This window comes from Leptospira kanakyensis, from assembly GCF_004769235.1.
Lineage (GTDB): Bacteria > Spirochaetota > Leptospiria > Leptospirales > Leptospiraceae > Leptospira_A > Leptospira_A kanakyensis.
Genome location: NZ_RQFG01000016.1, coordinates 74,451 through 89,334, shown reverse-complemented (window position 1 = coordinate 89,334; position 14,884 = coordinate 74,451). Strand labels below are relative to the sequence as shown.

Annotated in this window: 14 protein-coding genes; 8 read left to right on the top strand and 6 right to left on the bottom strand. The window is 40.7% G+C overall.

The genetic code is table 11. The features are described from left to right. Positions 1–58: 58 nt before the first annotated feature. The 3 genes from EHQ16_RS11565 to EHQ16_RS11555 all read left to right on the top strand — a co-directional run bounded on the left by EHQ16_RS11565 (position 59) and on the right by EHQ16_RS11555 (position 3,632). Positions 59–1,861, top strand: a complete 1,803-nt coding sequence (locus tag EHQ16_RS11565; protein WP_135632013.1) for an LruC domain-containing protein — start codon at positions 59–61, stop codon at positions 1,859–1,861. 65 nt (positions 1,862–1,926) lie between these two features. Beyond that, a complete protein-coding gene (locus EHQ16_RS11560) occupies positions 1,927–3,099 on the top strand; it encodes an AMP-binding protein (protein WP_135632014.1) in 1,173 nt (390 codons plus the stop codon). Positions 3,100–3,137: 38 nt separating this feature from the next. Beyond that, on the top strand, positions 3,138–3,632 hold the full coding sequence (locus EHQ16_RS11555; RefSeq protein WP_135632015.1) for a DUF4442 domain-containing protein: 495 nt from the start codon (positions 3,138–3,140) through the stop codon (positions 3,630–3,632). A 14-nt stretch (positions 3,633–3,646) separates the two neighbouring features. On the opposite strand, the gene EHQ16_RS11550 is transcribed toward EHQ16_RS11555, so the two are convergent. From EHQ16_RS11550 to EHQ16_RS11530, 5 genes are all read right to left on the bottom strand, one after another. Continuing rightward, positions 3,647–5,632 carry a hypothetical protein gene (locus EHQ16_RS11550; protein WP_135632016.1) on the bottom strand — a complete coding sequence of 662 codons (1,986 nt, stop codon included), beginning with the start codon at positions 5,630–5,632 and terminating at the stop codon, positions 3,647–3,649. A 213-nt stretch (positions 5,633–5,845) separates the two neighbouring features. After that, positions 5,846–6,313, bottom strand: a complete 468-nt coding sequence (locus EHQ16_RS11545; RefSeq protein ID WP_135578051.1) for a TraR/DksA family transcriptional regulator — start codon at positions 6,311–6,313, stop codon at positions 5,846–5,848. An 8-nt stretch (positions 6,314–6,321) separates the two neighbouring features. Then, positions 6,322–6,483 carry a 50S ribosomal protein L33 gene (gene rpmG / locus EHQ16_RS11540; RefSeq protein ID WP_081431684.1) on the bottom strand — a complete coding sequence of 54 codons (162 nt, stop codon included), beginning with the start codon at positions 6,481–6,483 and terminating at the stop codon, positions 6,322–6,324. Between the two features lie 34 nt (positions 6,484–6,517). Then, positions 6,518–7,462, bottom strand: coding sequence for a bile acid:sodium symporter family protein (locus tag EHQ16_RS11535; RefSeq protein WP_135632017.1), 945 nt, complete (start codon positions 7,460–7,462; stop codon positions 6,518–6,520). Positions 7,463–7,487: 25 nt separating this feature from the next. Next, positions 7,488–8,690: an aminotransferase class V-fold PLP-dependent enzyme gene (locus EHQ16_RS11530; protein ID WP_135632018.1), complete on the bottom strand. Its 1,203-nt coding sequence runs from the start codon at positions 8,688–8,690 to the stop codon at positions 7,488–7,490. 55 nt (positions 8,691–8,745) lie between these two features. Here EHQ16_RS11530 and alr point away from each other — a divergent pair, with 55 nt between their 5' ends. Together alr and EHQ16_RS11520 are read left to right on the top strand one after the other, a co-directional pair. Then, positions 8,746–9,876 (top strand): alanine racemase, encoded by a 1,131-nt coding sequence (gene alr / locus EHQ16_RS11525; RefSeq protein WP_135632019.1) that lies wholly within the window; start codon positions 8,746–8,748, stop codon positions 9,874–9,876. Between the two features lie 8 nt (positions 9,877–9,884). Beyond that, entirely contained in the window at positions 9,885–10,778 is an 894-nt protein-coding gene (locus EHQ16_RS11520) for an alpha/beta fold hydrolase (RefSeq protein WP_135632020.1), read from the top strand. Here the strand turns inward: EHQ16_RS11520 and EHQ16_RS11515 are convergent. Continuing rightward, the gene (locus EHQ16_RS11515; RefSeq protein WP_135632021.1) at positions 10,775–11,584 is read right to left on the bottom strand and encodes a carbon-nitrogen hydrolase family protein; all 810 of its coding nucleotides are present in this window, start codon (positions 11,582–11,584) and stop codon (positions 10,775–10,777) included. The genes EHQ16_RS11520 and EHQ16_RS11515 overlap by 4 nt on opposite strands. Before the next feature lie 20 nt (positions 11,585–11,604). On the opposite strand from EHQ16_RS11515, the gene argB reads away from it, so the two are divergent. Genes argB through EHQ16_RS11500 form a run of 3 tightly spaced genes read left to right on the top strand, consistent with a single transcriptional unit; the run spans position 11,605 to position 14,842 of the window. Continuing rightward, a complete protein-coding gene (gene argB, locus EHQ16_RS11510) occupies positions 11,605–12,483 on the top strand; it encodes an acetylglutamate kinase (RefSeq protein WP_135632022.1) in 879 nt (292 codons plus the stop codon). A 6-nt stretch (positions 12,484–12,489) separates the two neighbouring features. Continuing rightward, on the top strand, positions 12,490–14,235 hold the full coding sequence (locus EHQ16_RS11505) for a SpoIIE family protein phosphatase (protein WP_135632023.1): 1,746 nt from the start codon (positions 12,490–12,492) through the stop codon (positions 14,233–14,235). Positions 14,236–14,251: 16 nt separating this feature from the next. Beyond that, complete coding sequence (locus tag EHQ16_RS11500) at positions 14,252–14,842, top strand: hypothetical protein (RefSeq protein WP_135632024.1); 591 nt, start codon at positions 14,252–14,254, stop codon at positions 14,840–14,842. Positions 14,843–14,884: the final 42 nt, after the last annotated feature.

Sequence of the window (14,884 nt, the reverse complement as noted above, 5' to 3'; positions counted from 1 at the left end):
CCGTTGCTTTTTTTCATATTTTGTCGTTCAATTCCCTATACAGGTAGGATATCTCAACATGAAACGATGGTTAGTTCTTTTAACAATTCCCCTTGTTTTATTGGATTGCTCCAATAAAAAGAAAGGTTTATTACTTCTCCCATTTTTGGGACTCGGTGATGGAACCGCACAAACAACGGAAACAAGCAAAGGCGAAGGCACCTTTACAGTAGTGGGACTCGAAACCACAGACCCAAGCCAAATCACGGCTCCGGCGGAAACCACACCAACCGATGGTGCTACAAGCGGAGACCAAACTTCGACAACGTCACCAGAACCAACAACAACTACGCCGGAAACTACAACAACTCCAGAGCCAACTCCGGCACCGGTTGTCACAACTCCGGCTCCTACACCAACTACGGTTGTGAATGAAACAACAGTTGTGGTTGTAGACCAAACCAATGGTGGTAATTTTAATTTTGAAACCAATGTGACTGTTCCTGTCACTGTTGTGGTTGGAAATGAATCAGGCCCTGTGGCTAACGCACCAGTCACTGTGACAGAAACAACAACTACGGGACAACCGAATGTGGTTGGCGTAGGAACTACTGACTCCAACGGATCGGTAACCATTCCCATTAGTGTTCCTCCGACTGTCACAACTGTAGAAATCAGTGTGATTGGTGTGAATCCAACCACTGGAGAAGTGGTGGAACTGAATGGAACAGCTCCGGTGCAACAACCTGCTGCTGGCGGTTCAGGAACTGTAGTGGTTGCTCCTGTTGTCAATGTAGACACAACAAACTTCCAACCAGTGAATGGTTGTGTGCAAGCAGTTGATACTGATTGCGACGGAATTGCCAATATTTATGATGAATTCCCAGAAGATCCAAGTCTTGCTACCACTGCACGTTCTGGTAGATACACAATCGCATTTGAAGACATGTTTCCTTCTGCAGGTGATGCAGACCTAAACGACCACTCAACAGTGTTTACTACTGAGATGGACAAAACACCAGCAAACAAAGTTAAGGTGATTCGTGGAACATATACCCACGTTGCAAAAGGTGCTGGATACAATCATGAACTTAGACTTTCATTGAATGTTCCAACCAATGCAACCGTTCAAGTAAGTTATGTAAACGGAACTGGAAACCCATGGAATGGTTGTGCTGCTGCACCCAAGTATACTGCTAACGCTACAGGAGACTGTACTGGTGGAACTTTAACATCTGCACAACTTAAACGTGGAGTTCTTATCCTTCCAAGTTCTGACAAAACATTATTTGGAAGTAAAAACGCTCCAAGTGCTGGAACTACATTCACTATCAATGACTTTGTTCGTGGTGTGACAGCAAATATTACCATTACATTTGAAGAACCAGTGGATTTGAACCAAACCAAAAACCTAGTGGGTGGGCATTTGAATTATTTCCTTGCCATCAACCAAAAGACAGATGGAGTGTTTAGACAAATCTATCGTCCTGGTTACTTCACAAACAGTGCTGGTAAAGATTCTTTCCTAGACAGCAAAGGATTCCCATGGGCCATCATTGTTCCGGGAATTTTTAACCACCCAACAGAAGGTGCCGACATTCGCAAACCGTCTACTTCTGGTTACATTTTCTTCAACGCTTGGATGAACTCAAACGGTGTGGCTCATAAAGATTGGTATCTACATGTAGACCAAATCCCAGCTCCCAACCGTCCATCCTACGTAGTCCGAGTGAGTGACTTCTATGTTGACAATGGGTTTTCTGCCTACCTCATCAAAGCAGTTCAGAAAAATGCTTTAGAGGTATCTGCAAGTTTGATCGTCATAGGAGCTGCTCTTGGGTTCTTAATGAAGAAAAGACTAGGAAAACAACAAGCCGCTTAAAAATAGATAGGCCTACCTTAAAAGAAATCCTTCCTCCAAATCCTGGGGGGAGGATTTTTTGTTTTATGGCTTCTGTCCTTCGTTTTGCTGACTCCGAGTATTTTCTATCTGGAAACTTTGAACTCGATTTAGAATCGAACCAACCCATCCTAGTCGATCCACTCTGGAAAGGAACCGTCTTAGAAAACCATCTCCATAAATACCCACTCCCTGTCTTAGATTCCAAAAAGTCTTTTTGCCTCGTGACCTCAGGGTCAACAGGAGTCCCAAAAATGGTTTGGAAGGAATGGTCTGAAATCGAATCCGAAATTTCCTTTTGGACAAAAGATAACTTAGTCCAGTCCCTTTTCCAAGGAACAAAGAAAGCGGGAGTGTTTGTTTCTGTGCCCTTCTGCCATCTCTACGGCCTTTTGTGGGGGTATTTGATTCCCAAACGACTGGGTATTCCGATTCATATCGAAAAACCCAGTAAAGAAACCTATCTCTGGATCACATCCGCACCCCAGTTGCAAAAAGCAGTGGATGCCCATTCCCCTCTCCCCAAAAATGCCATCGTTTCTGGAATGAAATTTCCCGTTCCTTTAGCACGAACCCTTCGAGACAAAGGAGGGATTTCTGTTTTGGAAATTTATGGATCCACTGAAACCGGTGCCATCGGTTACCGCGACCCACTCCGCCAAAATCGGTTTCAGATTTTAAATGATGTAGAAACAAAATTCTTTCAAGAAGAAGGAATCGAGGAATCAGAACTCCAGATCCGTAGCCCTTATTTATCAAATCAGTTTTTCCTTTTGGAAGAAAACGGTTGGGTCAAATTCAGGATACCACCAAACGAATTTTATGCGACAAATGATTTAGGTAATGGTTCAGAACTGGGATGGTATCTTTTAGGGAGAAAAGACCGAATCATCAAACATAAAGGGAAACGAGTTTCATTAGACAGGATCGAATCAGAAATCCTTGGTTTGTCTTTACCAGGTGAATTTGTTTGTGTTTGTATTTCAGGTGAATCAGGAGATACAATTGGTGTTTTTGGTTCGACAAACCTAACACCCGAGGAGGTTCTCATTCGGATGCGAAAGGATTTACCAGAAAGCCATATCCCAAAATTAGTTCTAACAAATCATTCCATGCCCAGATTACCCAACGGGAAAATCGACTATCCTACCATAACAAAACTATGTAGTCAGGAATACGACAGTGAATCAGTTTTTTTGGATCAAAAACCAATAGAATAAATAGTAGACCAATCGTTCTATTGTTTTCAACTGGATTTATGAGACACAGAGAAATCCTTCTGGAATACAAAGTACATCCTTTATGGCAATTTTTAGAACAAACTTATGGGTTTGAACAGGCATTCCGAATGTTCAAACCTTATGAAGGTGCCAACATCTTACCGAAACTTGTGGATCAAAATACAATGGTAGTTTCTATGCCACTCATTTTATCAAACACAAATTATGTGGGGACTCATTTCGGAGGATCTCTTTATTCTATGTGTGATCCGTTTTTTATGTTTTTACTGATGATGAATTTGGGTAAAGATTATATGGTTTGGGATAAGGGAGCAAAAATTGATTTTGTGAAACCCGGAGAAGGAACTGTCACCGCTACCTTCCATATTCCAGATAGTGAGTTTGCAAACTTAAAAGAACTTTTGAAAAAAGAGAAAAAAACCATTCGAACCTATGAAACCGAAGTGGTTGGTGAAGACGGGAAAACCGTCGCCAAAATTACTAAGGATTTATACATCCGAAGGTTAGTTTAAATTTAAAAAAGGTATTAAAATTGGATTCGGTTGTTCCCATCAAACTGAGATCGGGGCAATCGAAATTCTAACCTAGATCTAGATTTTAATCGGAGAAAGGATGCACCCTTTGGACATTCTCCAGACCAGGAATATCCATACTTTGTTTCTTCAAATAACTCTTGTTTAATGATATTTTTATCAGAATTCAAAAACAATACTTCTACAACTGGACTTTTGTCTGTGGTTTCTAAAAAAATTCGCCCTGACCTTGCCGATCCAAATTCAGAAAGTTTCCATTCCCAAACCTTTCCATGAAACTCATATTCAAAGTTAGGTGATCTTGGAGGAAGAGTCGCTGCTACTTGGTATTCTCGTAATTGGTTTTTCCGAAATTCAGATCCAATTCCTAAATCCCAGTACCTCTGCGAATAAAACAATGCGTAATTTAAAGGAAGGCCCAAGGAAAGGATAAGGAGTAAGGGAGAAAACCAAATAGTTTTTCTAAACTTATCAAAAGTAGCGGAAAATCCCGTTCCTTTTTCTCCGAGTAAAACTAAATAAAAACAAAGGAAAGCCCCATCTGAGTTTTGGATTTGAACCCCGAATAAAAAGGGCAAAACAAGGAGTAAACATTGTTTCCAAAGTCCCCTCTCCCATAAAAAGAGAGAGATAAAAAAGAAAAAAACAAAACTCCCTAAAATCCCTAAATCATAAACCAACCACAAAAAGAAGTTAGGTGGGAAATCAATCATAGCAATCGAAGTTTTGGTTCCTACCCGAAATGGATCAAGGAGAGCTAGTGGAAAAGATCCTATTCCATTCCCAAGCCACAAATTGGTTTTGATCCCTTCCATACAAATGGTCAAAAGTTCTGCACGAGTCAGATCCATTTTTTCGAAAGCTAAATAAGGTTCCTTTCTCCAAACGGGAACCGCATCCATAAAACGTTTTGATAAGGCAATGAGATCCCAATCTTTTTGTATAAAACTCAAGCCGTATAAAGTCAAAAAACCCAAAATTGGAATGAGTAAATACAAACCCATACGAGTGATTCTTTTTTTAGTGATTGAAATGATCCACAAATCAGTGGTTAGATGGATGAGTCCAATGGTTATCGAAATGCTCCAAACCACCCAAAATGCCTTTCCCTGTCTCAGTCCTAACCAAGTCACAAATAAAAAAGAAAGGACCGCCAGAACCAAACTGAACCTTTCCTTGGACTTACGCCAATTCTGAATGAGTTTGGAAATCCAAAGTAGAGACAATACAGGAAGAATCCAAGAAGCCGATCCAGAATCTTGAAAAAGTCCAGTACTACGCCCAACCTTCACACTTTCTAAAGTTCCTTCTGAAAAAAAATCCAAACTCCAAATGGATTGGATGCTCATCACAAGTAAATTGATTCCCAATCCTAAAAACAATCCGAACCGGAGTTGTTCCGACAAACTATCCTTAGACGGAGTTGGCATAGACCGTTCTTCGGAAAATAGATATAAAATCACAAACGAAGTGGGAACTAGGATTTTACAAGAAAGTCCCATAGCTTCTCTAGAAGAAAGAGAAGGAAAATACAAATACTCTTGGATTCCAAGTCCAGTCACAAGCCCTAGACCTTGGTATTGGAAAAGACAAAGTACTGTTAAAAGACAAAGAAAGAAAATAAACCCAAAATAGGTCGAATACCAAATGGGGAGATTGGATTTCCCAGTGGGATTACGAATCATCCAATCCCTAAGGATTTGTTCCGATTGTTTGGGGAGGGCTGTTTCATTCCTCCCAAGAAGGACAAGGATGAACTCTCTCGTCCAGATCCCCAGAATGGATCCGAGAAACAAACCAACAAGCTGGTAGGAACCAACCATGGGAAGACCGGAAAGATAAGGCAGACGTAAAAAAGTAAAAACTCCAAGAGCTGTAAAAATCCTTCCCCATTTTCTCTGGTACATTTGTGGAAAAAATCCAAAGGCAAATTGCAAAAGAAAGGAAGGATAGAAATGGTTACCAGGAACTGGTTCCACATACCGATGGAGGCTCCAAACAGAGAAGGTACAGAAAAAAAAGAAAAGGAGATCGGAAATGGGTAAAGAACGAAAGCGGCCTAGAAAACTCACGATAGAAGGAGTTTAGAGCTTAAGCTCAGTGAATCAATTGTAAATTTAAGGGAATCGGGAGAATTCGGACTGTGTGGATTTGAATTGGGATCTTGTTTCTAAAGAATAAGGGATTTTCTCTTAATCGAGAGAATCCACGTCCATTCCAGTCGCAGGATAAGCAGATAATGAATCCATACGGTATCCACCAGCACGGTTACGGCTTTTAGCCATTTGCTCTGCAAATTCTACAGTAAATCTTGTCCACGGAATGGCTTTGAGTCTTGCGATTGGAATTTTTTTCTTCGTTCCTTCGCAGATCCCATAGGTTCCGTTTTCTATTTTTTCTAGCGCCAGTTCAATCTCGCGCAGAGTTTCAATTTCGTTTTCAGTCAACACAGAAGTTAGGGCTTCTGAATTGAGTTCGGATGCAATGTCTGCAATATCTCCCATCTCTTTCAAGCCAGAAGGAGAACTGGTGTCTTCCCACTGGTTGAGTTTGATCAGGAGGGATTCTTTTTTCTCTTGGAGGAGCTCACGCACCTCTTCGATGAACTTTTTGTCCACTCCCTTCTCTGCTGATGAAGATTTTGCAGCTGGTTTCGGCATCTTAATCCTTAGACTTTGGATTCCTTGTGATCCGTATGAGATTTGCAAAATTTGCAATATTTTTTAGTCACAAGTTTTTCCGACTTTGTCTTCTTGTTTTTAGTCTGGAAGTAATTTGACCGCCCAGGAATCGCACATGGGACACAGGTTAGTTTTATGATTTCTCTCATAATTTATGCCATGACGTACCGACCCCATATATAGTCAATCGACAATAGCTGGTTTTTTTAATTCCCTTCTGAAATAGGTCGCAAACAAACTCCCCAAAAGGGAATGGGTCAAACTCGATAAAGCACTAGGAATTGCGGTGCTCGGATCGAGAAAATGTGTCCTCGCAAGCACTGCCCCGAGCCCTGAATTTTGCATCCCGACTTCAATCGAAATGGTTTTGGACGTTTTTGCATTTTTTGTCAGATACCAGCTAAACATCCCACCCAGTCCAAACCCACCTAAGTGTAAAAGGATGACCGCAAAAAAGATACGGAAGTCCGAATGGAGGATGGTATCTTTCCCACTGGCAATGATCGAAGCAACAATCATCGCAATCAACAGTACAGAAAGTACGGGAAAAAAATCTTGAATCTCCTTTGTGAGTTTTGGGAAAATTGATTTCAAAAATAATCCCAATCCAACAGGGACTAAGATCACTTGGAAGGTAGTTAATACAAGACCCCACCTATCAATTTCCAAACGACTGCCAATGAGAACAGAAATGAGAAAGGGAGTCACGAGGATTCCTAGGATTGTTGAGACAGATGTTAAGGTTACGCTGAGAGGGACGTCCGCTTTGGACAAAAATGTAATCACATTGGATGCGGTCCCACCAGGACAACAAGAAACAAGGATGAGGCCAACAGCATAGGCCTCGGGGAGTTGGAACAAAAACCCTAGAGAATATCCAAGTATTGGCATAATCGTATATTGCAATATAGTTCCAATAAGAATCGGCTTTGGTTGTTTTAAAATCCGGATAAAATCCTCTGCTTCCAGCGTGAGTCCCATCCCAAGCATAATGGCACCGAGGCTATAAGTGATCCAAGGACCTTTAAACCAAATGATTTTTTCAGGAAACACAAATCCAATGGCGGAAACCAAAAGAAGCACAACCGGAAAAGCAGTCACAATCAGTTTAGAAATTTTAGTAACCATATAGGAATCGAATAAACCCTTCCACCTAACTTTGACTTAGGTATTCTTTTAAGGTTTCTTTCACTCGGGCCACATGTTCTTCTTCAATCGCAATATGAGGAGCCATTCGGAGTCGTCCCAGTCGCACCGCAGCTGTAATTTTTCTTTGTTTTAAAAAGGCCTGAATGGCTTCCGGTTGGAACTTGGAAGGATCTTTATGGCCTGTGATGGCAAGGATTCCCGTTTTGACATTGGGAAATGCATCCGATTCTAAAGTAAAACCAAGATCGTGAAGGGCATCCTTAAACATCCCCGCCACTTGGTAAATCCGTTCCCTCACCCGAGAGAAACCAAGAGTCGACAACATCTTTAGAGATGCATAAAAATAAATCCAATCATTGAAGTTGATTGTACTTTGTTCAAATTGGTCGGCGGCGGGTTTCCATTCATCCCGATATGGAAAATAACTGGAATCATTCACCACACTGGCTTGGCCTTTGAAGATCAGTTTGAATCCTTTGGATTCTTCTTTGGATAAATACACAACGCCCAAACCCAACGGACCAAGTAACCACTTCCACGCGGCAAAGGCACAAAAAGCAACTTTCAGTTTTCCAAAATCCAAAGGGATATGACCTACCGCTTGGCTTCCGTCAATCACTAGTTTTGTGGAATGAGTTTCACAAAGTTTGGAAACGGCTTCCATATCAAAAACTACTCCCGTACACCAATGAACAGGCGATAGGCTAAGGATATACACATCTCCTTTTTCCAATTCGTTTTTGAGGTTCGTTAAAAATTCATCGGGAGTTTTGCCGACGGGGATAAAATCTAATCCCACACCTTTTTCTTTCCAATGTTCCCAAGGATACACGTTACTTGGATATTCGTTTTCTAAAACAAGGATTCGTTTTCCTTTTGGGATTTGGATGCTATGGGAGTAAAGATTGATCCCCTCACTAGTGTTATGCACAATTCCTATCTCTGATGGATCACAATGTAAAATTTCTGCAATGTATCCGCGGATGGCAGATTTGATTGCCGGTTCCGCAAAACTCGGGGCAAAAATCCCAAACCTTGCATATTCCTGGAAGTAGAGATTCATCATCTGGATGGCATAAGTGGAAACAGGTGTGGTTCCACAATAATTCAACCAAACAGAATCGTTCTGTACGGGGAAATACTGGGAGATCCCTTTCCAAGAATCAAAAGGAGGGAAAGACGGAAGTTCAGTGTGTTGGGAGAGCATTCAAAAATAGAAATATCTGAAGCGACAGAAGAGAAAAGTAAAAAAAAATGGGACAGTGCTCTCTTCTCGGATTTACCTCTCTCGTTCGGCGTTTAGCCATAATATCGCCCTATTTCGCAAACTGATTGGGCCAAAAACCAAGTTTACCGCCATCATCAAATCCAATGCCTATGGGCACGGGCTCCTTGCCACGGCCTCCATCGCCCTTGATGCCGGTGCCGACTATTTAGGAGTCAACTCTTTAGAAGAAGCTTTGTCCATCCGACGTGTATTCCCAAAAGCCACCATCCTCATCATGGGAAGTATTCCCGATCTAAAAGAAAGAAAGGAATCTTTGGCAGACGAAAACTTTTGGGTGATGGTCTCTCGGATCGAAGAAATCGAAATTTTATCCAAACTTTCTCCCACTCCCAAAATCCATTTGAAAGTCGATACGGGAATGTCTCGTTTAGGAATTCCAACAAACACTGCTGAAGTTTTAGCCAAAGAAATTTTTGAAAAAAAACTCCCACTCGCGGGAATTGCCACTCACTTTGCTAGCACAGAAGATTTTACAGAACATAGTTACTCTATGTTACAACTCAGTAGGTTTCAAGAAACCATAGATACATTCGCTAAACACGGGTTCATCGATCTTATTTGTCACTGTGCTTCCTCTGCATCGGCCATGTTATTTTCGGAAGCAAGGATGGATTTGGTTCGTGTAGGAATATCTCTTTATGGGCTTTGGCCAAGTCTTGAAACCAAACTCTCACTTTCACTCATGAAAAAAGATGTGGGGATGTTAAAACCGGCCCTCAGTTGGAAAACTCAAATCCAACACATCCAAAACCTAAACCAAGGTACTTTTATTGGGTATGGATCCACTTATAAAACCACACACGATACAAAATTGGCAGTTGTACCCGTCGGATATTATGAAGGGCTAGATCGGAAACTTTCGAATCAGGGGTATATGCTCATTCGTGGGGAAAGGGCAAAAATATTAGGTCGGATTTGTATGAATATGACTATGCTTGATATCACTCATATCCCTGATGCAAAACTGGGAGACGATGTAGTAATTTTGGGTAAGTCAGGAAATGAAATGATTTCGGCAGACGACCATGCGGCTTGGACAGGAACCATCAACTACGAAGTGGTCACAAGAATTTTGGGATCTTTCCCTCGTATCATTGAAGACTAGAGGATCTTATGTCAGAAAGACAAATTTATAATTGGAAAAATCATAGACTAACATACGTTAAACACAAGTCTCTCAATTCCAAAGCCAAAGAAACGATTGTTCTAATTGGTGGTTGGTGTTCTGCTGCGGGGTATTGGGGTCTCAACATTCCTTTTTTTCGCCAATTAGGAGATGTCATCGAACTAGACTTAGTGGGTCATTATCCAGCAGAAATTTTTGATCAAAAAAAAGGACTTACCCTCCAAGATTTTTTAGAAACACAAGCACAAGGAATTTGGGCCTCTGCTGGTGAAAAAGACATCACACTTGTGGGTCATTCCACTGGTGGGATGGCGGTGCTTGCGATTGCTTCTTTATTTCCACAAAGGATCAAACAAGTGATCTCCATCGCTCCTTTTGTCCATGGGCCCGTTCCTGGAATTTTGAAAATTGGGGTGGTGGGACTTAGGGCCAACCTGGGGAGTTTTTTTGACTTTGGATTTAAGTTGGGTAAGTCCCTTCCCAAAGCCTTACAAATTGGATTTTCTTATGGAGTGTATGATTCTTCTGCCTTCCATGCTCGTGAAGACATCAAACAATTCCTAAAAGACTATAACCCTCAATTTGAATGTTTGAATCCAAGACAAATTTTAATGATCCTAGAAATGTTAGACAGAACTGACATTCGGCCCATTGTTTTTGGAAACCAAGTTCCCACTCTAATTATGCGAGGAGAAGAGGATCCTATCATTCCAGGCAAACATGTGATGGAACTCGAGAGAACCACTCCTCATGTCAAAGCGGTTTTATTTTCTGAATGCGGACATTTTGTACACATGGAAAAACAAAAAGCAGCAGAGAAAGTTATGAAAGATTTCATTCTTATGAAAAAGGTTTCTTCGACAAAGAAATCATTTTTCTAGAATAGACGATGGTTTAAACTGGGGAGTTGGTTTCGAATTTCGCTTAACTTTTGTAAGTCGATTTCAGCGATAACAAATCCTTCTTCTTTGTCTATCTCATCTAAAATTTCTCCCCAAGGAGAAATGATGAGGGAATGGCCAAAAGTTTTGCGGTTTCCATGTGGGTCATGGGTTCCTGTTTGCCCTGGTGCGATTACATACATAAAATTTTCAATGGCTCTTGCCCGAAGTAATACATGCCAATGGGCTTCGCCCGTAGGAACGGTAAAAGCTGCTGGCAAAAAACAAAGTTCCACTCCCTTCTCTGACAAAGAACGAAAGAGTTCTGGGAATCGGATATCGTAACAAATTGCAGAAGAAATTTTTCCATATTCAGTTGGAACTACATCAGGAACCTTACCTCCACTTTCTGTGGAATTGGATTCGCTATAATTGAATCCGTCTCCGACAACTGCATTGAAGAGATGGGCCTTATGATAACGAAATACTTCTTCTCCATTGGGATTTGTAATGACAGCGGTATTGTACACCTTTCCTGTAGGTGCCTTTGTGGGGAAACCTCCTCCAAGTAGAAAAATTCCTAGGTCTTTTGAGGTTTCTTGTAAAAAGGCATTTGTCTCTTTTTCGATTTGACCCAGAAGATTTTTTTTCTCCGATTCACTCCCCATAAAGGAAAAGTTTTCGGGAAGGCCAATGACTTTGGCACCGGCTCTCGCTGCCTCTTCTACAAGTTGCCTACACTTAGTTAGGTTATTTGAGATTCTTGCTGTACTTGTGACTTGCACTGCGGCGGCTTTAAATTTCATTATCATAAATGAGGACTTTTATGAACCACCATTCTGAAAAAATCAATCATATCTTGGAAGCTCTTCCGTATTTGATCAAATATTCTGGGAAAACCATTGTCATCAAATATGGCGGCGCTGCCATGGTGGAAGAAGAATTAAAAGCATCTTTTGCTGAAGATATTGTACTACTTAAATATTTGGGAATCAATCCTGTTGTGGTTCACGGTGGTGGACCGGAAATCAATGCTCTGATCAAGTCTCTCAACCTCAATACCCAGTTCATTCGTGGCCATAGGGTCACTGATGAAGCTACCATGGAAGTGGTGGAGATGGTTCTTACAGGAAAAGTGAACAAACAAATTGTTTCTCTCATCCAAGAAAAAGGTGGAAAACCAGTTGGTCTATCAGGAAAGGATGGGGGGCTTGCCATCGCTGAAAAGTATCTGATGGAAGTGGAAGGAGAAGATGGTAAAGTTCAAAAAGTAGACTTAGGTCTTGTGGGCGAAGTGACAGAAGTGGATCCCAATATTTTACTCACCTTACAACGTGAAGGTTTTATCCCGATCATCTCACCAGTAGCCATGTCAAAAGATGGACAAACTCTAAATATCAATGCGGACACTATGGCTGGTGCCATTGCCGAAGCACTCCATGCAGATAAACTCATTTTACTCACAGACACTCCAGGCATTCTCATTGATGGAAAGTTGGTAACAGGTCTCAAAAAAGCAGACATCCATGGACATATAAAAACTGGACAGATCTCAGGTGGCATGATACCAAAAGTAGAGTGTTGTTTGCGAGCCATTGACTCCGGAGTCAAAAGAGCCCACATCATTGACGGACGAGTTGCTCATTCCGTCTTAATTGAAATATTGACGAACCAAGGGATTGGAAGTTTGATCGAACAAGGATAGATTCGGATGCCTACTAAACTACTGACATTAGGTCTGATTTCAGACATTACTAGCCGAATCAATTCGCACGAAGATTTGGACACACTCCTCAGTGAAATTATGGGAATCACCCGGGATGTTCTACAGACAGAAGGTTCCTCCCTACTCCTTTATGATAAAGAAAATGATCAGTTAGTTTTTAATACAACCAGTGGTTTAAAAGAAGAATCACTTGCTCACCTAACAGTTCCTAGGGGAAAAGGGATTGCAGGAATGGTTCTCGAAACTCTCAAACCAGAAATTGTGAACGATGCAACGAATGACCCTCGGATTTTTAAAGCCATCGATCAAAAAGTAGGATATGTCACAAGAAACCTACTTTGTGTTCCCATGATTGCCCAAGGCGAAGTACAAGGTGTACTCGAAGCGGTAAATTCCCTCGACAATCGTGATTTCAATAATAACGATATCAAAATCTTAAAATATCTTTCTAACCTAGCAGCCATTGCCGTAAAAAATCGACTTCTCATTGATAGTCTTAACTTACGAGCAAACGAACTGAATGGTTTATTTAAAATTTCTCAAGCCCTTGCCAACATCCAAAGTTCTGATGAATTTATGGATCTAGCAGTCAAAACCATTTCCGAAGTTTTGCAAGTGGACCGGGTTTCGCTTAACTTTGAAAAGATTGAAAAAAGAGGCCTCCCTAGATCAAAATCCAAAGGGTTTTCTGACCAAATCCATGACGAAGATGTAGAAGTTTTATTATTTGCAGACAAAGCAGATTGGATGTTCAAAGGATACAAAATCATTACAGCCAATTCACCGCAGGGGATCCAACTCACTCACAAAGGTTTATTCCAACACAGTATGATCCTTTTCCCCATTCTAAAAAACAAAGAATGGTTAGGTTCTCTAGTTGTGTCTGACAAAACATCTCGCACAAGGTTTGATGAGATGGACATTCGGATTCTACGCACTCTTACCAACCAAGTTGGGGAAGCATACACTGCCCTACAAGTAAAGATACAAAGTGAACGTTTAAAAAACATAGACCGTGATATGCAAGTAGCTGCGATGATCCAAAAACATTCCCTGCCTATCATCCCCAAACAATATTCCCTTTTAGAATTTGATACATACTACCAAGCATCCAGAGAAATTGGTGGGGACTTCTATGATATGGTGGTTCATGGGAAAGATGAAGTTTCCGTGATCATTGCGGATGTATCGGGAAAAGGAACTCCTGCCGCACTTTTTATGGAGTTCTCCAAAACGGTATTACAACAAGAAGTTTCGAAAACCACATCCACAAGCGAAGCTCTCTTCAACGCCAACCAAATCTTACAAGATAAATCTGGTTTTCTTATGTTTGTCACAGCGATGCTCGTACGTATCAATATGACAAAAAAAGAATTAACTTATTCTTCTGCAGGTCATAATTTACAAATCATCTATCGCAAAAAACACCATAAAATCCAACACCTTTCTGGCAAAGGTCAACCAATGGGGATTGGGAACTGTGAGTTCTCCGAACATACTGTGACGTATTTACCAGGTGATTTGTTGGTATTGTATACAGATGGTGTCACAGAAGCCATGAATATGAAAGAAGAACTTTTTTCAGAAGAAAGATTGGAATCTGTTATCTTATCTCATATCAACGATCCACCTGAAGTGATTAGGCAAGCCATTCTACAAAAAGTGAGTGAATTTGTGGGAGAAGCAGAGCCACATGATGACCTTTCTCTCTTTATTATTCGTCTAAACTAGTAATAAAGGAGTTTTTATGAAACGCATTCTATATGCCATTGCAGTGTTCCTTCGTTTGGACAAACTGCACAAAGCCATGTTAGATGCTGTCATCGAAACACGTGTCAAAAACGCGTTACAAACATCTGACAAACTTCGTAAAGAACAAGACCGTTTGCGAGAAAAAGAATTTCGCAAACAAATGGAAGACTTACAAAACAATCACAACAGTAGTTTTGAAAATTATAAATTAGAAACAGAAAATCTAATTCGTATTTTTAAAAACCAAATCCTTGTGGAAAAAAAAGAAGTTCTGAAAGAACGCGAAATCGTAAAAGAAATGCAACGCCAAGCGATGATTCGCGACAATAGATTCCAACATTACATTTTACGATTCAAAGAAATTTTGTTTGTTAACAAAAAGGTAGTGGAGTCCATCCAAAGTCTTGTGAAAGTAGAATCCAATATCGAAGATCTGTTGTATGAGATTGATAATTATGATGAAAGTAAATTCATCAAAAAACCAGAAATGATTTTGGATACCGAGTTTCTAAAAGAACTCCATAAAAAAGAAGAAGAGATCAGGGACAATATCCTCAAGTTTCAGAAAAAAGTAGAGAATAGCTGATCCGAGCGATCAGCCTTTCGCCTTCAATTTTAAATATCTTTT

Excerpts from the sequence above, each read along its gene's own strand:
- EHQ16_RS11565 (WP_135632013.1), top strand. The coding sequence starts at position 59 with ATGAAACGATGGTTAGTTCTTTTAACAATTCCCCTTGTTTTATTGGAT.
- EHQ16_RS11560 (WP_135632014.1), top strand. The coding sequence starts at position 1,927 with ATGGCTTCTGTCCTTCGTTTTGCTGACTCCGAGTATTTTCTATCTGGA.
- EHQ16_RS11555 (WP_135632015.1), top strand. The coding sequence starts at position 3,138 with ATGAGACACAGAGAAATCCTTCTGGAATACAAAGTACATCCTTTATGG.
- EHQ16_RS11545 (WP_135578051.1), bottom strand. The coding sequence starts at position 6,313 with ATGCCGAAACCAGCTGCAAAATCTTCATCAGCAGAGAAGGGAGTGGAC.
- rpmG (WP_081431684.1), bottom strand. The coding sequence starts at position 6,483 with ATGAGAGAAATCATAAAACTAACCTGTGTCCCATGTGCGATTCCTGGG.
- EHQ16_RS11535 (WP_135632017.1), bottom strand. The coding sequence starts at position 7,462 with ATGGTTACTAAAATTTCTAAACTGATTGTGACTGCTTTTCCGGTTGTG.
- EHQ16_RS11530 (WP_135632018.1), bottom strand. The coding sequence starts at position 8,690 with ATGCTCTCCCAACACACTGAACTTCCGTCTTTCCCTCCTTTTGATTCT.
- EHQ16_RS11520 (WP_135632020.1), top strand. The coding sequence starts at position 9,885 with ATGTCAGAAAGACAAATTTATAATTGGAAAAATCATAGACTAACATAC.
- EHQ16_RS11515 (WP_135632021.1), bottom strand. The coding sequence starts at position 11,584 with ATGAAATTTAAAGCCGCCGCAGTGCAAGTCACAAGTACAGCAAGAATC.
- argB (WP_135632022.1), top strand. The coding sequence starts at position 11,605 with ATGAACCACCATTCTGAAAAAATCAATCATATCTTGGAAGCTCTTCCG.
- EHQ16_RS11505 (WP_135632023.1), top strand. The coding sequence starts at position 12,490 with ATGCCTACTAAACTACTGACATTAGGTCTGATTTCAGACATTACTAGC.
- EHQ16_RS11500 (WP_135632024.1), top strand. The coding sequence starts at position 14,252 with ATGAAACGCATTCTATATGCCATTGCAGTGTTCCTTCGTTTGGACAAA.